Genomic DNA, 18,671 nt, shown 5'->3' with positions numbered 1-18,671 from the left:
AGATGTGTTGTCGGGTCTGACGCCTTCGCGAGCAAGCTCGCTCCCACATTTTGGAATGCGTTCCTCTGTGGGAGCGAGCTTGCTCGCGAAGAGGCCATCAGCCCTAACGCAAAATAATCAGATGCCCCAACACCTGGTGCTGCTCAAACCCCATCACCCCTTGCAGGGAGCTGAGCACTGCCCGCGGATCCTTGCTCGGAAAACTGCCACTGACCTTGCGCGCCGCCAGCTCATCGTTGAGCAACACGATCCGCCCCGGGTAATAACGGCGCAGATCCTCGACCACATCGGCCAGCGTCGACTTGTAATACGTCAGCCAGCCCTGACGCCAGGCCAGTTGCGCTTCGCTGTCCACCGCGTGAAGCTTTTGCGCTGTGCCTTCGCCGTAAGCAACCTGCTGGCCAGCGGTGAGAATCTGCTGTTCGCCGTCGCGATCCGCCGTCACGCCAACGCGTCCGGACAACACCGTGACCTGCGCGCCATGCGGTTGCAGTCGCACTTCGAACTGCGTCCCGAGCACGCGCGCCTCGCCCTTTTCGGCCTCGACCACAAACGGCTCGCCGGTGTGCGTAACCGTGAAAAACCCGGCACCACGACGCAACTGAACATGCCGCTCGCCGCGGCTGAAATCCACGGCAATCGCACTGTCGGCATCCAGCGTTACTTGCGATTGATCAGCCAGGGTCACGGTGCGAATTTCTCCCGGCGCTGAAACGTAATCCGCGCCCAGATCATCGATCCAGCGCTGCGGCTGCCAGCCGGTGCCGAGGCTGACCATCAGCAACAGACACGCGGCCATTGCCAGCGCCCCCGACCAACGTAAAACCTGCGGACGGCGCGGGCGATCCATCGCATCGAGATAGCCCTGCAACGCCAAAGCTTCTTCATCAGCCAGCATTCGCGCCGGGCTTTCGCTCAATTCCCAGACCACCTGCGCCTGCGCGTAAGCTTCGGCATGCGCCGGATCAGCCCGTAGCCATTGGCTGAAGGTCAATTGATCGCCGGCGCTCGGCCGATCATGCAACAGGCTCAGCCAGGCAAAGGCGGCCTGCTCTTGAGCGGGCGTCGGGGTGACGGAATCGGATGGCTTCACGGTGCTTTCCCTGGCAGGCGTGGCGCGGGGTCGCGCAGGCTGGCCTTGCAGGCCTCGAGGGCGCGCATCATATGTTTTTCCACGGCACTTTGGGACAGGCCCATGGCTTTGGCGATGTCCGCGTACTTGCGGCCGTGGATACGATTGAGCAAAAAGATCTGCCGGGTGCGCTCAGGCAAGGCGCGCAACGCCGCTTCGACATGGCGCAGATCATTGCCCGCTTCAAGCGCCGCTTGCGGCTCGCTGCCGTGGCTGTCCGGCGCCTCCGGTTGCCAGCCTTCGTTGACGCGCGTGCGTGTGCCTTCGCTGCGAAGATGGTCGATGGCGATGTTGCCGGCGCAACGCAACAGATAAGTACTGAGCTCTTCGACCTGCACCAGCGGCCGCCGCCAGAACCGCAAAAACAGATCCTGCACCAGGTCCGCCGCCGTCGCCCGACAACCGACGCGACGGTTCACCAGCGCCTCCATTTGCGAACGCTGAGACAGGAACACTTGGAGAAAATGCGCACGCGCCCCGCTCGGCTCATCGTCGCGGGATTCCGGTGGCAGACCGATCAGCACTTCAGCACTGCGCCCATGCGGCGACCGGACTGGCGAGCAGACTTGCCCCGGCCAGCGCCAAGGCCAGACGTGGGCGATACGGCAGCAGCAATACCAACGCCAGGGCGCTGAGCATCAGTACGGCGAACCAATCGACCAGACCGAAACTCCAGCCGTTGGCAGAAACGGCAGCCCACAGCGACAAGCCCAACAAAAACCACCCGGCCAGTTTCAGGCCCTGACGGCGACGCGTGGAAGGTTTGCGGCCGAGCAGTTCCTCGTGGTGTCGAGGCATCGACAGGCACAACGCGGTGAATCCGGCGTAGGTGAGCAACAGGGCCAGCAGCATCAGTTAACCCCTTGCTCAAGAGTGATCGACCGTGGCGTTTCGCGACGTGGCTTTTTTACGCTAACCGTGTTGCCGGCGCGCTGCATTTTCCATGCAGCCCAGGCGAGGAAAAAACCTGTTGCGAGGCACGTCAGATCAAAACCGGCCAACGCCCAATCGCGTTGCAGCAAAGCGATGCCGATATTCCAAGGCGTGGTCAGGGCATTGATCAGCGGCACCGCAACAAACAGTGCAGCGCCCAAAACAAGCTGTTCAACCCAGGCTTTGCGCCCTGGTCGTAACACCGCGTGCAGCACGCTCAAGCCCCAAGCGATGAAGAACGCGTTCACTTCCCAATCTGCGCGTCCGGCGAGATTCACCGGCAATAGACGATTGGCCAGGAAGAACACCGCGACCGCCAACACCAGCCCGGCCATGCTGGCGATGTTCAGTACTTCCACCAGCCGCAGTTCGAACGGCATCACGCCGCTCTTGGCGTGTTTAAGTTGACGCTTGCCTAGCCAGATCACCAGCCCGGTGCCGATCATCGCGGTGCCGGCCAATCCGCAAATGAAATACAGCCAACGCAAGAGCGGCCCGGCAAAGTGGCCCATGTGCAAACCATAGAACGCGCCACCCACCGCCATCGCCACCGGCTGCTCCGGTGTGCTGCCGAGCATCTGCCCGGTCGCACCGTTGAAGGTCACGGCGCGGCCGAAATCATGCACCACGCGATCACCCGCGCGCGACAGCACCACGGTGGCATTGGCATCTCCGGGATTATTCACGGACAGACGCGCCGTATGGCCGCCAGACCATTGCTCGCTGGCCTTGCTCAACAGCGGCGCCATGGCCGCCAACGGTGCCTCGATGTTGGCGCGTTCCAGGGTCTTCGACGCCGGGAAAACTTCGTCATAAAACGTGCGCACGTCACTGCCATACGACGCGACGATGCTCGCCGGCATGACCATCGACATGAAAATCACCAGACTGCTGTAGGTGATCATCAAGTGAAACGGCAGCACCAGCACACCCACCGCGTTATGCCCGTCGAGCCAGGAACGCTGGCCCTTGCGCGGGCGGAAGGTGAAGAAGTCCTTGAAGATTTTCTTGTGGGTGATGATCCCGCTGATCAGGGCGACAAACATCACCATCGCGGCAATGGTCGCCAGCCAACGGCCCCACGGATAAGGCATTTGCAACTGGAAGTGAAACCGGTAGAAGAACTCGCCGCCCATGCTTGCGCGACCCTGTACTTCGGCGCCGGTTTGCGCGTCGAGGGTTTTCGATTCAAAGCGCCCGCGCTCGTCGGGATTGGCCGGCGCTTGTTGCCAACGCACGGTCAGGCCGGGATCTCGGGCATCAGGTAAATCGATCAGCCAGCGTGACGCGCCGCCCGCGTGTTGCTGCAGATAATCCTGGGCCAGCGTCAGGCTAGTCTCGGCGCTCACCGGTCGTGCGGGGATTTCCGGCTGCATCCAGTGGCTGATTTCATCTTTGAAATACGCCAGCGTCCCGGTCAGGAAAATCGCGAACAGCAACCAGCCGAACAGCAGTCCGGTCCAGGTGTGCAGCCAGGCCATCGCCTGACGGAAGCCCTCTTTCATGCCAGTCCCAATCCACGCGCCGCGCCGGAGATGGTCGCCAGAATCACGCTCGGCACCAGCAATCCGACCCACGCCGACCAAGCCGTGCGACAGGCGAAGCACCAAAGCACCGCCACCAGATAGACCAGAAAGGAAACGGTCATGCCGGTCACCACCGCTTCGGCACGGCTCAACGGCAGCCACAGCGTCAGGGTGACACTGGCCAGCGCCGCAACCAGATAGCCACCGAAAATCGCCGCCAGCACCCGCGAGGTGACTGCCAGACGATAGGACATGGGAAGTGTGGCGAGTTTGTCTTTCATGTTTCTACCCTGAAACGAAAAACGTCCGGCCGATAAGCCGAACCAGAGGCGGCCAATATTAATGATAAATATTCTCATATGCAAAAGCATCTGATTGCCGGCAACAACCTTCAGCCCCTACAATGCGAACAGTTCTTGTTCTCTAACGCATGCTCTCTACCGCGTCCCGTAGCGCCCGGAGTAATCCCGTTGTCCTCCGCCCATCCCGTCGAATCGCTCTATCAGGCCCATCACAGCTGGCTGACTGGCTGGCTGCGGCGCAAACTCGGCTGCCCGGACAGCGCGGCGGATCTGGCGCAGGACACGTTCATCAAAGTGCTCACCGCCCACGAACCGCCGGTGATCATCGAGCCGCGCGCCTTTCTGACGACGTTGGCCAAGCGCGTCCTGTTCAATCATTACCGCCGTCAGGATCTGGAGCGCGCCTACCTCGACACCTTGGCGCAGATGCCAGACATGGTCGCGCCGTCGGAAGAACACAAAGCGATCATCCTGCAAACCCTGATGGAACTGGATGAGTTGTTGGACGGTTTGCCGCGTCAGGTCAAACGCGCTTTTTTGCTGGCGCAGGTCGATGGCCTGACGTATCCACAGATCGCCGCCGAACTCGGCATCTCAGTGGCCACGGTCAAGCGTCATCTGAACAAAGCGGCGATGCGCTGCTACTTCGCCCTATGAACCGCACACCGGATTTCTCCTCACAGGTGGCGGAACAGGCCGTGCACTGGTTGATGGAAATGCAGCAAGGCACGCTCTCGCCGCGCCAGCAAAACGCCTGGCAACAATGGCTGGACGCGCACAGCGAGCACCGGCGGGCGTGGGAGCATATTCAGCGGGTTAATCAGCGCTTGCGCGGTGTGTCTTCGCCACTGGCGCACGCGGCGTTGAACGGGCCGAAGTCCGGCAGTCGTCGTCAGGCACTGAAACTGCTGCTGATTCTCGGCGCCGGCTCGGCGGTCACTTGGGGCATGCGCGAACACAATCCATTGCCATCGCTGCTCGCTGATTACCGCAGTCCGATCGGGCAACGACGCAAGGTGGCGCTCGGTGCCGGCGATCAGTTGCAACTCAATACCGCCAGCGCTGCGGATGTCGACACTTCGGTGCGACTGATCCGCTTGCTCGAAGGTGAAATCCTCCTGACTGCCGCGCAATCGTTCGAAGTGCGCACGGCCCAAGGCACTCTGAGAAGTCACGGCGCACGCCTCAATGTGCGTCAATTTGCCGATCGCACCCAGGTTGCGCTGTTTGAAGGCCGGGTCGAGCTGAGCAGCAACGGACGCGCGCCGATGTTGCTGCCGCTCGCGCGTCAGTTGAGCTTTACCTCGACATCTGTCAGCGAAGCCAAACCGCTGGATGCCAACAGCGGCGCCTGGGCCGACGGCATGCTGGTGGCGGCGCACATGCGTCTGGGCGACTTCCTCGATGAGCTAGGCCGTTATCGTCGCGGCCAGCTTAATTGCGCCAATAACGTCGCCGACCTGCTGATCTCCGGGACTTACCCGCTGGATGACAGCGAGCGGATTCTCGACCTGCTGGAAATCAGTTTGCCGGTGAAGGTGAAGCGCTTTACCCGCTACTGGGTGAGTGTCGAAGCGCGGGTTTAAGAGCGAGATCAGAAGATCGTCCGAAGGCTCGGGCTGCGATCTTTTGATTTAAAAATAAATGAGCCGTTTTTCGGATCTGGCGTGACAGAGAAGGAAAGCCCCCCTTGATTCAACCTTCTCAGGATCATCCACCATGCACCCCACCCGCCTCACGCCACTGGCCCGCAGCCTGCGCAACCTCGTCCTCGGCGCCAGCCTGAGCCTTAGCGCCGTGCCCGCCGCGATGGCCGCTGATGCCAAGGCCTATCACATCGCGCCGTCATCGCTGGAGAACGCCCTCAACCAGTTTGGCCGGGAAGCGGGCGTGCTGATTTCGTTTGGTTCGCAAGTCACCAGCGGCGTGCAAAGCAGTGGCCTGGAAGGCAGCTACACGCCCGAGCACGGTTTGAATGCATTGCTTGCAGGCACCGGTCTGCAAGCGCGCGCCGAGGGCAACAATGCGTTCAGCCTGCAACCGGTGGCGGATACCGCGCTGGAACTGGACACGTCGAAAGTCGTCGGCGACTGGCTCGGCGATGCTGCGCAAATCAACGTCTTCGAACATCCCGGTGCCCGTGATGTGATCCGTCGCGAAGAGTTCGAACGTCAGGGCGCAACGCAGGCCCGTGATGTGCTCAACCGTATCCCCGGCGTCAACGCCCCGGAAAACAACGGCACCGGCAGTCATGACATGGCGCTGAACTTCGGCATTCGTGGGTTGAATCCGCGCCTGGCCGCGCGCTCGACGGTGTTGATGGACGGCATTCCGGTGCCGTTCGCGCCTTACGGTCAGCCACAACTGTCGTTCGCGCCGATCAGCATGGGCAACATGGATGCCGTGGACGTGGTGCGCGGCGGCGGCGCCGTGCGTTACGGCCCGCAGAACGTCGGCGGCGTGGTCAACTTCGTGACCCGGGCGATTCCCGACCAGCCAACGGTCAAGGGCGGCTTCCAGACGGAAACCAGCCCATCGTCGAGCCATGACGGCTTCAAGACCAGTGCCAACCTGCTGGCCGGTGGCACCAATGCCAATGGCCTCGGCGGCGCGCTGCTGTACTCCGGCACCCGCGGCGGCGACTGGCGTGAGCACAGCGACACTGAAATCGACGACCTGATCCTCAAGGGCAAATACCAGCTCGACGAAGCCAACAGCTTCAACGCCATGGCCCAGTATTACGAAGGTAAGGCTGACATGCCGGGCGGTTTGAACGTTGCCGATTACGACGCCGATCCGTACCAGTCGACACGGCCGAAAGACCAGTTCTGGGGCCGCCGTACGATGTTCAACTTCGGCTATCGCTATCAGGAAGATCGCCGCGAATTCACCGCCAACACCTTCTTCACCAAGACCCTGCGCAGCGGTTATCTCGATCAGGGCACGTTCCTTTCGCTGTCGCCGCGCGAGTATTGGGTGCGCGGTCTGGAAACCCGTTTCGCCCAAGGCTTCGACCTCGGCCCGACCAGCCATGAAGTCGGCGTCGGCTACCGCTACATCAACGAGGCTGGCCACGAGCTGCGCTATCGCACGCCGATCAGCAGCAACGAATACCCGACCACCAGCAGCCGCAATGACCGCGACACCCGTGGCGGCACCGAGGCCAATGCGTTCTTCGTCGACGATCGCATCGACATCGGTAAATGGACGATCACCCCGGGCGTGCGCTACGAGATGATCGAGTCGCAACAGACCAACAACCTGACCAACGTCAAATACAAGGGCGACTACAACACCGCACTGCCAGCATTGAACGTGCTCTATCACCTGACTGATAGCTGGAACCTCTACGCCAACACCGAAGGCTCGTTCGGCAGCGTGCAATACAGCCAGATGCCCAACCGCGTAACCAGCGGCGAAGTGAAACCGGAAAAGGCGCGCACCTGGGAACTCGGCACGCGCTATGACAACGGTGCGTTACGAGCGGAGATTGGCGCATTCCTGATCAACTTCGATAACCAGTACGAAAGTAATCAGACCAACGATTCGGTGATTGCCCGAGGCGAAACTCGCCATCAAGGTATCGAGACCAGCGTCAATTACGCGCTGGATGACTTGAGCCCGGCGCTCGCCGGTTTCGATATCTACGCCACTTACGCTTATGTTGACGCGACCATCCGCGAAGACGGACCGAACAAGGGCAATCGCGTACCGTTCTCGTCGAAACACAAAGGCACGATCGGCGTCGGTTACACCGAAGGCCCGTGGAAGTTGAATCTGGACAGCAGCTTCCAGAGCGACCAGTTCGCCGATAACGCCAACACCTCGAAGGAAAGTGCCGATGGCAGCACCGGCAAGATCCCGGGCTACATGCTGTTCAGCAGCCGCGCCGGGTATGACTTCGGGCCGCAGTTGTCGGATCTGAACGTGGCGGTGGGGGTGAAGAACATCTTCAACACCCAGTACTTCACGCGCTCGTTTGATGACAACAACAAAGGCAAATATGTGGGGGAACCGCGGACGGTCTATGTGCAGACTTCGGTAGCGTTCTGAGGATTGAAGAGCCCCTCACCCTAACCCTCTCCCGGAGGGAGAGGGGACTGATTGGAGGATGCTTGCGAGCTACGCCGACCTGATTCTGCTTTGCCGAATCCATAATCGACTTGACCTGAAACCGCTTTGCCGAATCCATAATCGACTCGGTCTTTCAGGTCGATGTACAACGCCAGACACCTCGGTCGGCCCCCTCTCCCTACGGGCGGTCCGACGTTTCGGGAGGGCTGGGGTGAGGGTTCTCAGCTACAGTAAAATCTCAAACCCACTTCACAAGGATCGTGAAGCATGCAAAATCGCCCCACCCTCGCCCAATTCGCCCGCCAGTTACGCGTTCAGCAAACCGACTGTGAATACCTGCTCTGGCAAAAGCTTCGCTCCCGCCAAATTGCCAATCTGAAATTTCGTCGGCAGTTTCCGTGTCCGCCTTACGTGCTGGATTTTTACTGTGCCGAGCTGAAATTGGCGATTGAACTGGACGGGGGCCAGCACTTTGAAACGTCGGGATTGATTCATGACCAACGCCGGACACGCTACCTGAATCAAAAGGGTATTGAAGCCGTGCGTTTCAGTAATTTGGAGGTACTTCAGCAGATGGATGAAGTACTGGAGCAGATCATACGAATTGCGGCAGTTCGAAGATTGCCCTCACCCTAACCCTCTCCCAGAGGGAGAGGGAACTGATTGCGGGATGCTTCAGAAACTCATCGACCTGAAAGAACTGTGCCGAATCCATAATCAACGCAGTCTTTCAGGTCGACGTACCTCTTCAGACACCTCGGTCGGCTCCCTCTCCCTCCGGGAGAGGGCTGGGGTGAGGGGCTTTTCTGCTTACAAACAAAAAACGGGCCTGCTTCCGCAGGCCCGTTCTCATTGGGTGGCTTATGAAATCAGCGCATCAACTGTTGATCGCTGCCTGTTCATTCTCAAGGAATTCTTCCTCCAGCAAAGCATCATTCGCCTTGCTAAATGGCACCACAGCGGCCCGTGGTTTACCTCGCAGTTTGCCGAAAAGGTGCTCCAGGGCGTGCTCGAGTTTTTCGGCTGCGCCATCGATCGCCTGTTCCAGCGAATCGGCCTTGTGGGTCACGGAAATCGGTTGATGGCCTTTTGGCCGCGCTTCCAGTTGGCAGCGCAAGTCATGGGGACCTGGTTTGTCACCGTTCTCGTCGCTCAGGTGGACTTCGACACGGGTCAGGTCTTCTTCATAACGGTCGAGCGTGCTCTCAATGGTTGTACGTACCCACTCCTCCAGTCGTTTACTGCTTTGAATATGGTTATCACTGTTGACTTGGATTTGCATAGTTCATCCCTTATTTCAGCTAGCTCGCGAGGGGCCTTGAATTGAATTTCCTGACCCCTTGGTTACAACAATCGGCCCGACCGTCGAACATTTCAACCCCTGAAAAAAGATAAATATTCATTCGCAAAAAAAGCCGGACAACCGGGCAAAGCACTGGTAAGGTCGGGAGTTGGGTCGCCTCGCAACCCTGCAAAATTTGCTCACAATTGCCCGTCGTTCAACGGGTGCAAACCACGAAAAATCCCCGCCTCCTCCACCAGCCAATCATGCACCGCACGCACGCCCGGATGGCTCAACGCCCCCGGCGCATAGAGCAACACGTAGCGTTTGTGATTGGGCACCGACAGGCCGAATGGCACAATCAACGTCCCTCGCTCCAGCTCATCGTTGAGCAATGTGCGTCGTGCGATTGCCACGCCCATGCCAGCAATCGCCGCTTCGATGGTCAGGTGATTGCGATTGAAGGTGTGCCCACGCCGTACATCGGCCCCCTCAAAGCCGATCGCGTTCAAATAGAATTCCCACTCTGCGTATTCATAGCTGCCACGCCAGGCGGTGATGTCATGCAGCAACGGGAAATGCACCAGATCCGCTGGCCCATGAAGCGGTGGGCGCCCGCGCAACAAACCCGGCGCACACACCGGGAAGATCTGCTCGTCGAGCAAGGCTGTGGATAACAATCCCGGGTAACTGCCATCGTTCAGATCGATCGCCAGATCAAAGTCCCCCTCGTGCAACGGCACGCTGCTGTCCTCGGCGACGAGCCGCAGTTGAATGTCCGGATAGCGCTGTTGCAGGCGTGGCAGACGCGGCGTCAGCCACTTGCTGAGGAACGACGGAATCGAGCGCACACGCAAAATCCCGCTGATCATCCCGGCGTCCAGTCGCCGCAATTCTGCATCAATGCTGCCATACGCCTCATTGACGGTAATCGCCAACCGCTGCCCTTCTGCACTCAATTCCACACCGCGCGCGCGCCGATGAAACAGACGAAAACCGAGGCGCTCTTCCAGTTGCCGAATCTGCTGACTGACCGCCCCCGGGGTGATGTGCAGTTCTTCGGCACACCGGGTGAACGACAAATGCCGTGCGGCACAGGAAAACACCTGTAGCCAGACATAGGTCTGGGCATGCAATTGACGACTCATCGTTTAGTCCTGCTAAAGGCTTACTTAGGAAGTTTCGTTAGTCACGTAGGACCGAGGTAGGCAGTATCGCCGACATTGCGCTTGTCCTACAAAAAATGGCAGCGATTCCTACTCCATTGCTTGTAAGGGTTTAGCATGGCTATCAGTGTTTTCGATCTTTTCAAAGTCGGCATAGGCCCGTCCAGTTCCCACACCGTCGGCCCGATGCGGGCGGCAGCGACCTTCGCTCAAGCGCTGATTGATCAGCATTTGTTGAATGATGTGCGTCGTGTGGAAATCCGTTTGTACGGTTCGCTGTCGGCCACTGGTGTCGGTCACGCCACTGACCGCGCAACGGTGATGGGCCTGATGGGCGAATGGCCGGACAGCATCGATCCGGCGACCATCGATCCCCGCATTCAGCAACTGCGCGAGACAGGCCAACTGTCCCTCGCCGGGCAACGCTCGATTGCCTTCAACTGGCAGGGCGATCTCCTGCTCCTGGATGAGAGCCTGCCCTACCACCCCAACGCCATGTCGCTGACAGCCTTTGGCGAAACCGCCGAGTTGTTCGAGCAGACGTACTACTCGGTTGGCGGCGGCTTCATCATCGAAGCGGCGGAAGCCGAGTCCGGTGTCGCTCCGGCCGGCGACGTGGTGTTGCCGTACGATTTCTCCAGCGCCGCCGAACTGTTGTCACTGTGCAAACAGCACAACCTGCGCGTGTCCGAACTGATGATGGCCAACGAACGCGCCTGGCGTAGCGACGCGCAAATCCGCCAAGGCCTGCTGCATATCTGGTCGGTGATGCGTGAATGTGTGGAGCAGGGCCTGCGCCACGAAGGCATCCTGCCCGGTGGTTTGCATGTGCCGCGTCGTGCAGCGAAACTGCATCGCAGCCTGCTGGAGATCGGCAAGCCGAACGTGATCAGTTCGACGCTGTCGGCGATGGAATGGGTCAACCTGTTCGCCCTCGCCGTCAACGAAGAGAACGCGGCCGGCGGGCGCATGGTCACCGCGCCGACCAACGGTGCAGCCGGGATCATTCCCGCCGTTCTGCACTACTACATGAAATTCAATCCGGACGCGTCTGACGATGATGTCGTCGCTTTCTTCCTCGGTGCGGCCGCCGTCGGCATTCTGTGCAAGAAAAATGCTTCGATCTCCGGCGCCGAAGTCGGCTGTCAGGGCGAAGTCGGTTCGGCCTGTGCGATGGCTGCCGCCGGCCTTGCCGATGTACTCGGCGCCACCCCGGAACAATTGGAAAACGCTGCCGAAATCGGTCTGGAACACAACCTCGGCCTGACCTGTGACCCGGTCGGCGGCCTGGTACAAGTGCCGTGCATCGAGCGCAACGCCATCGCTGCGGTGAAAGCGATCAATGCCACGCAAATGGCCTTGCGCGGTGACGGCAACCACTTCATTTCCCTCGACCGGGTCATCCGCACCATGCGCGATACCGGCGCCGACATGCACGACAAATACAAAGAGACTTCACGGGGCGGCCTGGCTGTGAACTGGGTGGAGTGCTGACGCGCACTCCCTGACCGCCCCGGCAGATCGCATTCGACGGTCTGCCAACCGTGAGCCCGAGCAAAAATAATAACGAGGCGATACCGATGACCGATGTACGTACACCTGCTGCCGAAAATCCCGCTGTAGACCGCACACGCTATACAGAAACAGCCCACACGGGCTGGAGCAAATTCGACACCACCTGGATGCTCGGCCTGTACGGCACGGCCATCGGTGCCGGGACGTTGTTCCTGCCGATCAACGCCGGTGTCGGCGGTTTCTGGCCGCTGCTGATTCTCGCGGTACTGGCCTTCCCCATGACGTTTTTCGCTCACCGTGGCCTGACTCGTTTCGTCTTGTCCGGACGTTCCGGGGACATCACCGAAGTGGTTGAAGAACACTTCGGCATCGGTGCCGGCAAGCTGATCACGCTGCTGTATTTCTTCGCGATCTTCCCGATCCTGCTGGTGTACAGCGTCGCGCTGACCAACACCCTGAGCAGTTTCCTCGAACACCAGTTGCACATCGCCCCGCCGCCAAGGGCAATCCTCTCGCTGGTGTTGATTCTCGGTCTGATGGCGATCGTGCGCTGCGGTCAAAGCGTCATCGTCAAAGCCATGAGCGTGCTGGTTTATCCCTTTGTTGCGGCATTGCTGCTGCTCGCGCTCAGCCTGATTCCGAACTGGAACGGCGCGTTTTTCGCCAGCGCTCAAGAGGCGATGCCGATGTCGGTGTTCTTCAAGACGATGTGGCTGGCGATCCCGGTGATGGTGTTCTCGTTCAACCATTCGCCGATCATCTCCGCGTTCGCGGTTGATCAGAAACAACGCTACGGCGAGCAGGCCGAACGCAAAAGCAGCGGCATTCTCGCGGTGGCCCACGGCATGATGGTCGTCACGGTGATGTTCTTCTGCTTCAGTTGTGTGCTGGCGCTTTCACCGGCGGATCTCGCGGCAGCCAAGGCACAGAACATTTCGATCCTGTCGTACCTGGCCAACCACTTCCAGACCCCGGTCATCGCTTACGCCGCGCCGTTGATTGCGCTGGTGGCGATCACCAAATCCTTCCTCGGCCACTACATCGGTGCCAGCGAAGGCTTCCAGGGCATGATCGTGAAAAGCCTGCGCAGCCGTGGCCGGGTGATGTCGGCAAGCTGGCTGAACCGCGCGACCGCCGTGTTCATGATCCTCAGCTGCTGGGCCGTGGCGACCTTCAACCCGAGCATCCTCGGCATGATCGAAACCCTCGGCGGGCCGGTGATTGCCTGCCTGTTGTTCCTGATGCCGATGTACGCCATCCGCCGCGTGCCAGCCTTGCGCCAGTATTCGGGCCAGGTGTCCAACGTGTTTGTGGTGTTGATCGGCCTGATTGCACTGTCAGCGATCATCTACTCGGTTCTGCCCTGAAAACGGGCCATTAAAAAAGGCGAGCCACGTGGATCGCCTTTTTTATGCCCGTGTTCATTGTTCGACAATTTTCCCGGCACAGCCCTTGCTACTCCCCTGTGAGAGCTGTCGCACGCTGCGATCTTTTGATCTTCATGATCGAAATCAAAACACCGAAGATCAAAAGATTGCAGCCTCGTTTCACTCGACAGTTCCTACATGAAGCAACAAATACAGGCCACGGAATGGCCGATGATCCGGTTTGGCGAACCAACCCGATCACGGCCGGTCAACAACTGCACGTTCAATCAGGCGGTGACGCATCATGGACAATCCTTTTCAGATCATTACCGATGCCTTCGCGCCGGACTATCAGATCAACCTGAGCATTCAGGGCCTGGACGGCAGCATCATGCTGACCCTGTCGAACAGCGGCCACATCGTGGCCAAACGCATGATCAGCGCCGAGCAGCGCAATGACCCTGCGCGCCTCAAGCGCCTGGTGCAAAGCATTCAATTCGGCATCGCCATCGAACAGGGCCACAGCGCCATGGCGATTCTCGAAGCGATGACCAGCGGCGACGGACTGACCCCGCCACCGCCACGCGTCATCGGCCAGCCCGGACAAGCGGCCGGGCTTTAAAGCTCGCCCTTCTCGACTTCCGGATGCTCGCTGGAACCGGCGCCAAGTTTGCGCTGCGGTTTCTCGATCTTCACCGACGGAAATTGCGACGAGGCGTAACGCACCACCAGAATCGAGAACGCCAGCAGCAGAATCCCGCCGCACAGGTAGATGATGCCCATGTCCGGCGGGTTGTGGTGCGAGACATTGGAGATCAGCAAACGGGTCAGCGCGGTGATCGCCACGTAGATCAGAAAGCGCACCGGCATGTGGTTGGTCTTGAAGTAGATCCCGACCATCGCACCCAGTTCGAGATAGATGAACAGCAGGAGAATGTCATCGATCTTGATGTGGCCTTCCTCGAGCATCCCGAGAAACTCCATCACCGCCGCCCACGCCGTCACCGCCCCGATGGCGAACAACGCCAGGTAGTGGAAGGTCTCGACGAACAGGTTGCCCAGGGACTCGGCCAGTTGATGCACGTTTTGCCGCAGTTTCTCGGCCCAGTTTATTTTCACGATGATGTTCCTTAGCTCGAATGCGAGCGGATGATGCGTGTTGGACGTGACGGTTTTCTGCACGTAACGGTTGTCATGCAGAAAAGAGGCCACGCCATCATGGCGAGCCGCCGCCAAACCCGCGCCGTGGCGTTTGGTCGCAGGTATAAGCTTTGCGCTGAACCTGTGGGAGCGAGCCTGCTCGCGAATGCAGACGATAAGGTCCATCTGACAAACCCGAAATCCGGTCTACATTGAAAAGCCACTACCCATGGCGCAGGGATTCGCTTATCCTTTTCGCTGTATATGGATACAGTAGTCGTCAAGACAACTTAATGTGAAGGCATGTGAGGTGGTGAATGGCCGTCGAAGTGGTATACCGCAGCAGCCGAGATCTGGAGCGCTTGTTCATGGATAAAGCCGAAGCTGACCGTCATGACAAAATGCTCGAATTGGCCGAATATCTGGCCGATGTGCTGCAAAAAGCCGTTCCGTCCCTGACTGAACAGCAAGTGGAAGAAGCCGGGATCTACATGGCGAAGAATCGCGATGTGTTCGCCCGGGCGTTCAAGAGCCAGCCGGATGCACTGTCCGAGCTGCTCAATGCACCAGCCGAGCCAGTCGAAAAAGCTGAAGCCGTGGAAACGGTTGACGCGCCGGCGAAACCGGCCAAAGCGGCGAAGGCTGCAAAGTAATCTCGCCCGAATTGAATAGGCCCTGAGTCGAATGGCTCAGGGCCTTTTTCATGCCTGTGAAACTCAGCGATACAAAACTCTTTCCGCCAACTCATCCGCCACCCGCGCCGGCGAACGTTTTTCCGCCTGTGCATGGGCAAATACTTCGGTGAGTCGAGAGCTGATCTTCGACAGATGCGCGGTAATCGTCGGCAACTCCTCGCCACGATGTTTCAGCGAGACGTAGATCAAGCCACCGGCATTGATCACGTAGTCTGGCGCATACAGAATCCCGCGCCGCTCCAGTTGATCGGCCACATCCAGATGTGTCAGCTGATTGTTGGCAGAGCCTGCCACTGCCGAACAGCGTAATTGCGTGACGGTGTGGCTGTTCAGAACACCACCCAGACCGCACGGTGCAAGGATGTCGCACGGCGTACTGAGCAATGCGTCGTTAGCGATCGGGTGCGCGTTGAGTTGCTCCATCGCCAGTTGTACTTTGCCGTGGTCAATGTCGCTGACCAGCAGTTCTGCCCCGGCGGCGTGGAGTTGTTCGGCCAAAGCAAAGCCGACATTGCCCAGGCCCTGAATCGCGATGCGCAAGCCTTCGAGGTTATCGCTGCCCAGCCGGGCCATCGCCGTTGCGCGAATGCCGGCAAACACGCCCATGGCTGCGTGTGGTGCGGGATCACCGGCCGACGTGGTGCTGGTGACATGCTGGGTCTGCTGAGCGATGCAGTCCATGTCCGCCACCGAGGTCCCGCTGTCGATCGCGGTGATGTAGCGACCATCAAGCTGATTGATGCAACGGCCAAACGCTTCGAACAGTGCACCACGGTTTTCCACATGCACCGGACGCACGATCACGGCAACGCCACCGCCTTGCGGCAGCCCCGCCAGCGCGGCCTTGTAACTCATGCCCTGAGCGAGGCGGATGGCGTCTTCGACAGCCGATTCGTCATTGGGATAGGCAAGATAACGACATCCACCCAAGGCTGGCCCGAGGCGACTGTTATGGATGGCAATGACCGCCTTCAACCCGGTGACCGGATCGACGCTAAGGTGCAGCGATTCCAGGCGAGTGCTTTGCATGAGCGCAAACATCGTTGGGCTCCCGAATCACTTCTTGTAGAACGCCAGTATAGGCCTGCGCCTGAAAATTGCTGGAGCACACCGGAATAAGCGCCCGGGCAGACAACGGCTTTACGGCATAACCCGACACCTGCGCAGCGGGACACTGGACGAATCTCGCGGAGCGGGCTAAAACGAGGCATTCCACGGAGATTTCAATGAGTCCGCGTCAACGTTTTTTCGAATGCCTGCACCGTTCACCGCCCGCGCTGTTCGAAGCCGCGCTGTGGATGGCGGCCGAGCACGAAAAAGCGGTCGATCCCGAAGCCCTGTTACAAGAATTCAAAGGCCTGCAACAACGGGTCAGCTACGGCTTGCCGATGCTGCCGGTGAGTGAGCTGGCGCAACCGTTGTTACGCCGCATGACCGATCTGGGTTTTGCACAGGACGATTTTCTGCCACTGCGCCCGCAGGCTGCGCTGCTGCACAAAGTGTTGCAAACCCGTCGCGGCCAGCCACTGGCATTGGCCTTGATTGCCCTGGAACTGGCGCGGGGCCTGGAGATTCCTCTGGTCGGGGTCAACTTCCCCGGACACTTCCTGTTGCGGGTGCCCGGGGCCGATCATTTGCTTGATCCGTGCGCAGGCCGGCGTTTGTATCCCAATGACTGCCGCGAATTATTGCAGCGCCAATACGGGCCGAACATGAAACTCAATGCCGAGCATCTACTGACCGCCTCACCCCAGCAGATGCTTCAGCGCCTGTCGCGCAACCTGCGGCAGTTGTACCTGACCCATGATGATTTCATTGCCGCGCTGATCGACGCCGAACGCGTGCTCGAACTGGGTGACGCGGGCGTCGCTGATTATCTGGCCCGCGCCAGCCTGTATCAGCGGCTCGACTGCCCGAATGCCGAGCGCTTCGATCTGGAGCGCGCATTGTTGCTGAGTGACGACCCGATTCAACGCCTGCGCCTGACTGAGCGCCTCGGTCACCTGCCGCCCAATTCCGTCGTCCACTGATCGTTGTGGGAGCTAGCTGCTAGCGATGCAGGTGGCTCGGTCTTTCAGTTAGATCGCGTTATCGTTCTTCGCTAGCAGGCTAGCTCCCACCGGAGATTGCACTGTGTCAGTGGGCGAGCGCACCTGAATGATCAGCAACGCAGCAATCACCGCCGGAATCGCACAGAAGAAGAAAATCTGCGCCACCGGAACGTGCATCGCCAACAGCAGGCTGCCAAACAGCGGCCCGAGAATCGAACCGAACCGCCCCACACCCAATGCCCATCCGGTGCCGGTCGCACGCACATGCGCCGGGTAGAAATTGCTGGCAAACGCATTCAGCGTCAGTTGCCCGCCGATGATGCAGAACCCGGCAGCGAAGACGCAGGCCACCAGATAACGCGGGTTGTCGTGGTTGAGCCCGAGCAGAATCGTGCACAGCGCCGCACCGGCCAACACCGCTGACAACAAACGAACCTTGCGCTTCAAGCGGTCGGCAAACCAGGCCATGCAAATCGCGCCCAAAGTACCGGCGAACAGGAACATTGACGTCACCAGATTGGCTTCGTTGAGTTTCAACCCGCTTTCCAGCAGCAGTGTCGGCAGCCAGCTGATCATGAAATACAGCAGAATCAGGCTGACGAAAAACGTCGCCCAGATCAGCAAGGTCGGCCGTGCGTAACCGTTGCGGAACAACTCGACCACGGTCAGTTTGCTGCCCTGCTCGCGCTCGTTCTGTTCGACGCTGGCAACGGGCGGTTGCCAATCCGGCAGCATGCGCGAGGTGACTTTGCGCAGTCGCGCATACGGTGGTGCATCACGCAGCAGGCGCGGCAGCGATTCCGGCAGCATCCACCAGAGAAACGGAAACAGCAGCAACGGCGTGACGCCACCGGCGAGGAACACCGCTTGCCAGCCGAACTGGTCGATAAAACCGGCGGCGACGAAACCACCCGCGGCGCCACCGAACGAGAAGCCACACGCCGCCAGCGTCACCATCAAGGTGCGCAACCGCGGTGGCGAATATTCTGACATCAGCGCCATGGCACTGGGCATCGCCCCGCCCATGCCGATGCCGCAGATAAAGCGCGCGATCATCAGTGTGTTCAAGGAATCGGCAAAAACCATCAGCACCGTCAGCGTGGCGTAGATCAGCACGCAGGTGAGCAGAATCCGGCGCACGCCAAAGCGGTCAGCCAGCGGCGTGACGGCCAGCGAACCGAGGGTGAGGCCAAGCAGGTTGGCACTGAACACAGGCCCGAACGCAGACTTTTCCAGGCCCCAGTCCTGTGCCAGCGCGGGCACCACGTAACCGAGCACTTGGGCGTCATAGCCATCGGTGACCAGCAGCAAGGCGAGCAGGATCAAGAGTAACCACTGATAGCGGGACACAGGACGGGCGTCGAGTGCCGCGCGGAAGCTGGCGATCTGGTTGTGCATCGCAAGGTACCTGTTTTGTTTTTATGATTTTGGGGTAGTTCAACGCCGAACCTTGTGGGAGCGAGCTTGCTCGCGAAAGCGGTGTATCAG

At 59.7% G+C, this 18,671-nt stretch carries 18 protein-coding genes and 1 pseudogene; 9 read left to right on the top strand and 10 right to left on the bottom strand.

Annotated features, from left to right (window positions below):
• Nucleotides 1-103: 103 nt before the first annotated feature.
• Genes ACZ0A4_RS29075 through ACZ0A4_RS29055 form a run of 5 tightly spaced genes read right to left on the bottom strand, consistent with a single transcriptional unit; the run spans nt 104 to nt 3,872 of the window.
• Complete coding sequence (locus ACZ0A4_RS29075) at nt 104-1,093, bottom strand: FecR family protein (protein WP_463397612.1); 990 nt, start codon at nt 1,091-1,093, stop codon at nt 104-106.
• Nucleotides 1,090-1,656: an RNA polymerase sigma factor gene (locus ACZ0A4_RS29070; RefSeq protein ID WP_463577426.1), complete on the bottom strand. Its 567-nt coding sequence runs from the start codon at nt 1,654-1,656 to the stop codon at nt 1,090-1,092. The genes ACZ0A4_RS29075 and ACZ0A4_RS29070 overlap by 4 nt, the downstream gene beginning before the upstream one ends.
• A 1-nt stretch (nt 1,657) precedes the next feature.
• On the bottom strand, nt 1,658-1,984 hold the full coding sequence (locus ACZ0A4_RS29065) for a DUF3325 domain-containing protein (protein ID WP_463577424.1): 327 nt from the start codon (nt 1,982-1,984) through the stop codon (nt 1,658-1,660).
• Nucleotides 1,984-3,570, bottom strand: coding sequence for a PepSY-associated TM helix domain-containing protein (locus tag ACZ0A4_RS29060; RefSeq protein WP_463577423.1), 1,587 nt, complete (start codon nt 3,568-3,570; stop codon nt 1,984-1,986). The genes ACZ0A4_RS29065 and ACZ0A4_RS29060 overlap by 1 nt, the downstream gene beginning before the upstream one ends.
• On the bottom strand, nt 3,567-3,872 hold the full coding sequence (locus ACZ0A4_RS29055; protein ID WP_463577421.1) for a DUF3649 domain-containing protein: 306 nt from the start codon (nt 3,870-3,872) through the stop codon (nt 3,567-3,569). The genes ACZ0A4_RS29060 and ACZ0A4_RS29055 overlap by 4 nt, the downstream gene beginning before the upstream one ends.
• A gap of 189 nt (nt 3,873-4,061) precedes the next feature.
• On the opposite strand from ACZ0A4_RS29055, the gene ACZ0A4_RS29050 reads away from it, so the two are divergent.
• From ACZ0A4_RS29050 to ACZ0A4_RS29035, 4 genes are all read left to right on the top strand, one after another.
• The gene (locus ACZ0A4_RS29050) at nt 4,062-4,550 is read left to right on the top strand and encodes a sigma-70 family RNA polymerase sigma factor (protein ID WP_463577420.1); all 489 of its coding nucleotides are present in this window, start codon (nt 4,062-4,064) and stop codon (nt 4,548-4,550) included.
• Nucleotides 4,547-5,479 carry a DUF4880 domain-containing protein gene (locus ACZ0A4_RS29045; RefSeq protein WP_463577418.1) on the top strand — a complete coding sequence of 311 codons (933 nt, stop codon included), beginning with the start codon at nt 4,547-4,549 and terminating at the stop codon, nt 5,477-5,479. Before ACZ0A4_RS29050 ends, ACZ0A4_RS29045 begins: the two co-directional genes overlap by 4 nt.
• A gap of 133 nt (nt 5,480-5,612) precedes the next feature.
• Entirely contained in the window at nt 5,613-7,946 is a 2,334-nt protein-coding gene (gene fecA, locus ACZ0A4_RS29040) for a TonB-dependent Fe(3+) dicitrate receptor FecA (RefSeq protein ID WP_463577417.1), read from the top strand.
• Between the two features lie 288 nt (nt 7,947-8,234).
• Nucleotides 8,235-8,603: an endonuclease domain-containing protein gene (locus ACZ0A4_RS29035; RefSeq protein ID WP_463577415.1), complete on the top strand. Its 369-nt coding sequence runs from the start codon at nt 8,235-8,237 to the stop codon at nt 8,601-8,603.
• Between the two features lie 241 nt (nt 8,604-8,844).
• On the opposite strand, the gene ACZ0A4_RS29030 is transcribed toward ACZ0A4_RS29035, so the two are convergent.
• Together ACZ0A4_RS29030 and ACZ0A4_RS29025 are read right to left on the bottom strand one after the other, a co-directional pair.
• Nucleotides 8,845-9,249 carry an HPF/RaiA family ribosome-associated protein gene (locus ACZ0A4_RS29030; protein WP_422606858.1) on the bottom strand — a complete coding sequence of 135 codons (405 nt, stop codon included), beginning with the start codon at nt 9,247-9,249 and terminating at the stop codon, nt 8,845-8,847.
• Between the two features lie 200 nt (nt 9,250-9,449).
• On the bottom strand, nt 9,450-10,397 hold the full coding sequence (locus tag ACZ0A4_RS29025) for a LysR substrate-binding domain-containing protein (RefSeq protein ID WP_463577413.1): 948 nt from the start codon (nt 10,395-10,397) through the stop codon (nt 9,450-9,452).
• 135 nt (nt 10,398-10,532) lie between these two features.
• Here ACZ0A4_RS29025 and ACZ0A4_RS29020 point away from each other — a divergent pair, with 135 nt between their 5' ends.
• The 3 genes from ACZ0A4_RS29020 (at nt 10,533) to ACZ0A4_RS29010 (ending at nt 13,919) form a co-directional block, all read left to right on the top strand.
• A complete protein-coding gene (locus ACZ0A4_RS29020; RefSeq protein WP_463577411.1) occupies nt 10,533-11,909 on the top strand; it encodes an L-serine ammonia-lyase in 1,377 nt (458 codons plus the stop codon).
• Between the two features lie 86 nt (nt 11,910-11,995).
• Nucleotides 11,996-13,297 (top strand): serine/threonine transporter, encoded by a 1,302-nt coding sequence (locus ACZ0A4_RS29015; RefSeq protein WP_463577409.1) that lies wholly within the window; start codon nt 11,996-11,998, stop codon nt 13,295-13,297.
• 304 nt (nt 13,298-13,601) lie between these two features.
• Entirely contained in the window at nt 13,602-13,919 is a 318-nt protein-coding gene (locus ACZ0A4_RS29010; protein WP_141128487.1) for a DUF3509 domain-containing protein, read from the top strand.
• Here the strand turns inward: ACZ0A4_RS29010 and ACZ0A4_RS29005 are convergent.
• On the bottom strand, nt 13,916-14,416 hold the full coding sequence (locus ACZ0A4_RS29005; protein WP_026000737.1) for a phosphate-starvation-inducible protein PsiE: 501 nt from the start codon (nt 14,414-14,416) through the stop codon (nt 13,916-13,918). The two genes, ACZ0A4_RS29010 and ACZ0A4_RS29005, sit on opposite strands and share 4 nt — an antisense overlap.
• Before the next feature lie 338 nt (nt 14,417-14,754).
• On the opposite strand from ACZ0A4_RS29005, the pseudogene ACZ0A4_RS29000 reads away from it, so the two are divergent.
• Nucleotides 14,755-15,009 (top strand): annotated as a pseudogene (locus ACZ0A4_RS29000) (YebG family protein); the annotation flags it as partial.
• A gap of 144 nt (nt 15,010-15,153) precedes the next feature.
• Here the strand turns inward: ACZ0A4_RS29000 and ACZ0A4_RS28995 are convergent.
• On the bottom strand, nt 15,154-16,173 hold the full coding sequence (locus ACZ0A4_RS28995; protein WP_463577407.1) for a Leu/Phe/Val dehydrogenase: 1,020 nt from the start codon (nt 16,171-16,173) through the stop codon (nt 15,154-15,156).
• A gap of 185 nt (nt 16,174-16,358) precedes the next feature.
• Here ACZ0A4_RS28995 and ACZ0A4_RS28990 point away from each other — a divergent pair, with 185 nt between their 5' ends.
• The gene (locus ACZ0A4_RS28990) at nt 16,359-17,162 is read left to right on the top strand and encodes a SirB1 family protein (RefSeq protein ID WP_463577406.1); all 804 of its coding nucleotides are present in this window, start codon (nt 16,359-16,361) and stop codon (nt 17,160-17,162) included.
• 48 nt (nt 17,163-17,210) lie between these two features.
• On the opposite strand, the gene ACZ0A4_RS28985 is transcribed toward ACZ0A4_RS28990, so the two are convergent.
• Complete coding sequence (locus ACZ0A4_RS28985; protein ID WP_463577404.1) at nt 17,211-18,581, bottom strand: MFS transporter; 1,371 nt, start codon at nt 18,579-18,581, stop codon at nt 17,211-17,213.
• Nucleotides 18,582-18,671: the final 90 nt, after the last annotated feature.

This window comes from Pseudomonas sp. AC172 (assembly GCF_979258595.1).
The sequence above is the reverse complement of the archived record's forward strand: the minus strand, read 5'-3'. Positions and strand labels throughout refer to the sequence as shown.

Excerpts from the sequence above, each read along its gene's own strand:
- ACZ0A4_RS29035 (WP_463577415.1), top strand. The coding sequence starts at position 8,235 with ATGCAAAATCGCCCCACCCTCGCCCAATTCGCCCGCCAGTTACGCGTT.
- ACZ0A4_RS29065 (WP_463577424.1), bottom strand. The coding sequence starts at position 1,984 with ATGCTGCTGGCCCTGTTGCTCACCTACGCCGGATTCACCGCGTTGTGC.
- ACZ0A4_RS28995 (WP_463577407.1), bottom strand. The coding sequence starts at position 16,173 with ATGTTTGCGCTCATGCAAAGCACTCGCCTGGAATCGCTGCACCTTAGC.
- ACZ0A4_RS29025 (WP_463577413.1), bottom strand. The coding sequence starts at position 10,397 with ATGAGTCGTCAATTGCATGCCCAGACCTATGTCTGGCTACAGGTGTTT.
- ACZ0A4_RS29045 (WP_463577418.1), top strand. The coding sequence starts at position 4,547 with ATGAACCGCACACCGGATTTCTCCTCACAGGTGGCGGAACAGGCCGTG.
- ACZ0A4_RS29010 (WP_141128487.1), top strand. The coding sequence starts at position 13,602 with ATGGACAATCCTTTTCAGATCATTACCGATGCCTTCGCGCCGGACTAT.
- ACZ0A4_RS29055 (WP_463577421.1), bottom strand. The coding sequence starts at position 3,872 with ATGAAAGACAAACTCGCCACACTTCCCATGTCCTATCGTCTGGCAGTC.
- ACZ0A4_RS29020 (WP_463577411.1), top strand. The coding sequence starts at position 10,533 with ATGGCTATCAGTGTTTTCGATCTTTTCAAAGTCGGCATAGGCCCGTCC.
- fecA (WP_463577417.1), top strand. The coding sequence starts at position 5,613 with ATGCACCCCACCCGCCTCACGCCACTGGCCCGCAGCCTGCGCAACCTC.
- ACZ0A4_RS29060 (WP_463577423.1), bottom strand. The coding sequence starts at position 3,570 with ATGAAAGAGGGCTTCCGTCAGGCGATGGCCTGGCTGCACACCTGGACC.
- ACZ0A4_RS28990 (WP_463577406.1), top strand. The coding sequence starts at position 16,359 with ATGAGTCCGCGTCAACGTTTTTTCGAATGCCTGCACCGTTCACCGCCC.
- ACZ0A4_RS29030 (WP_422606858.1), bottom strand. The coding sequence starts at position 9,249 with ATGCAAATCCAAGTCAACAGTGATAACCATATTCAAAGCAGTAAACGA.
- ACZ0A4_RS28985 (WP_463577404.1), bottom strand. The coding sequence starts at position 18,581 with ATGCACAACCAGATCGCCAGCTTCCGCGCGGCACTCGACGCCCGTCCT.
- ACZ0A4_RS29015 (WP_463577409.1), top strand. The coding sequence starts at position 11,996 with ATGACCGATGTACGTACACCTGCTGCCGAAAATCCCGCTGTAGACCGC.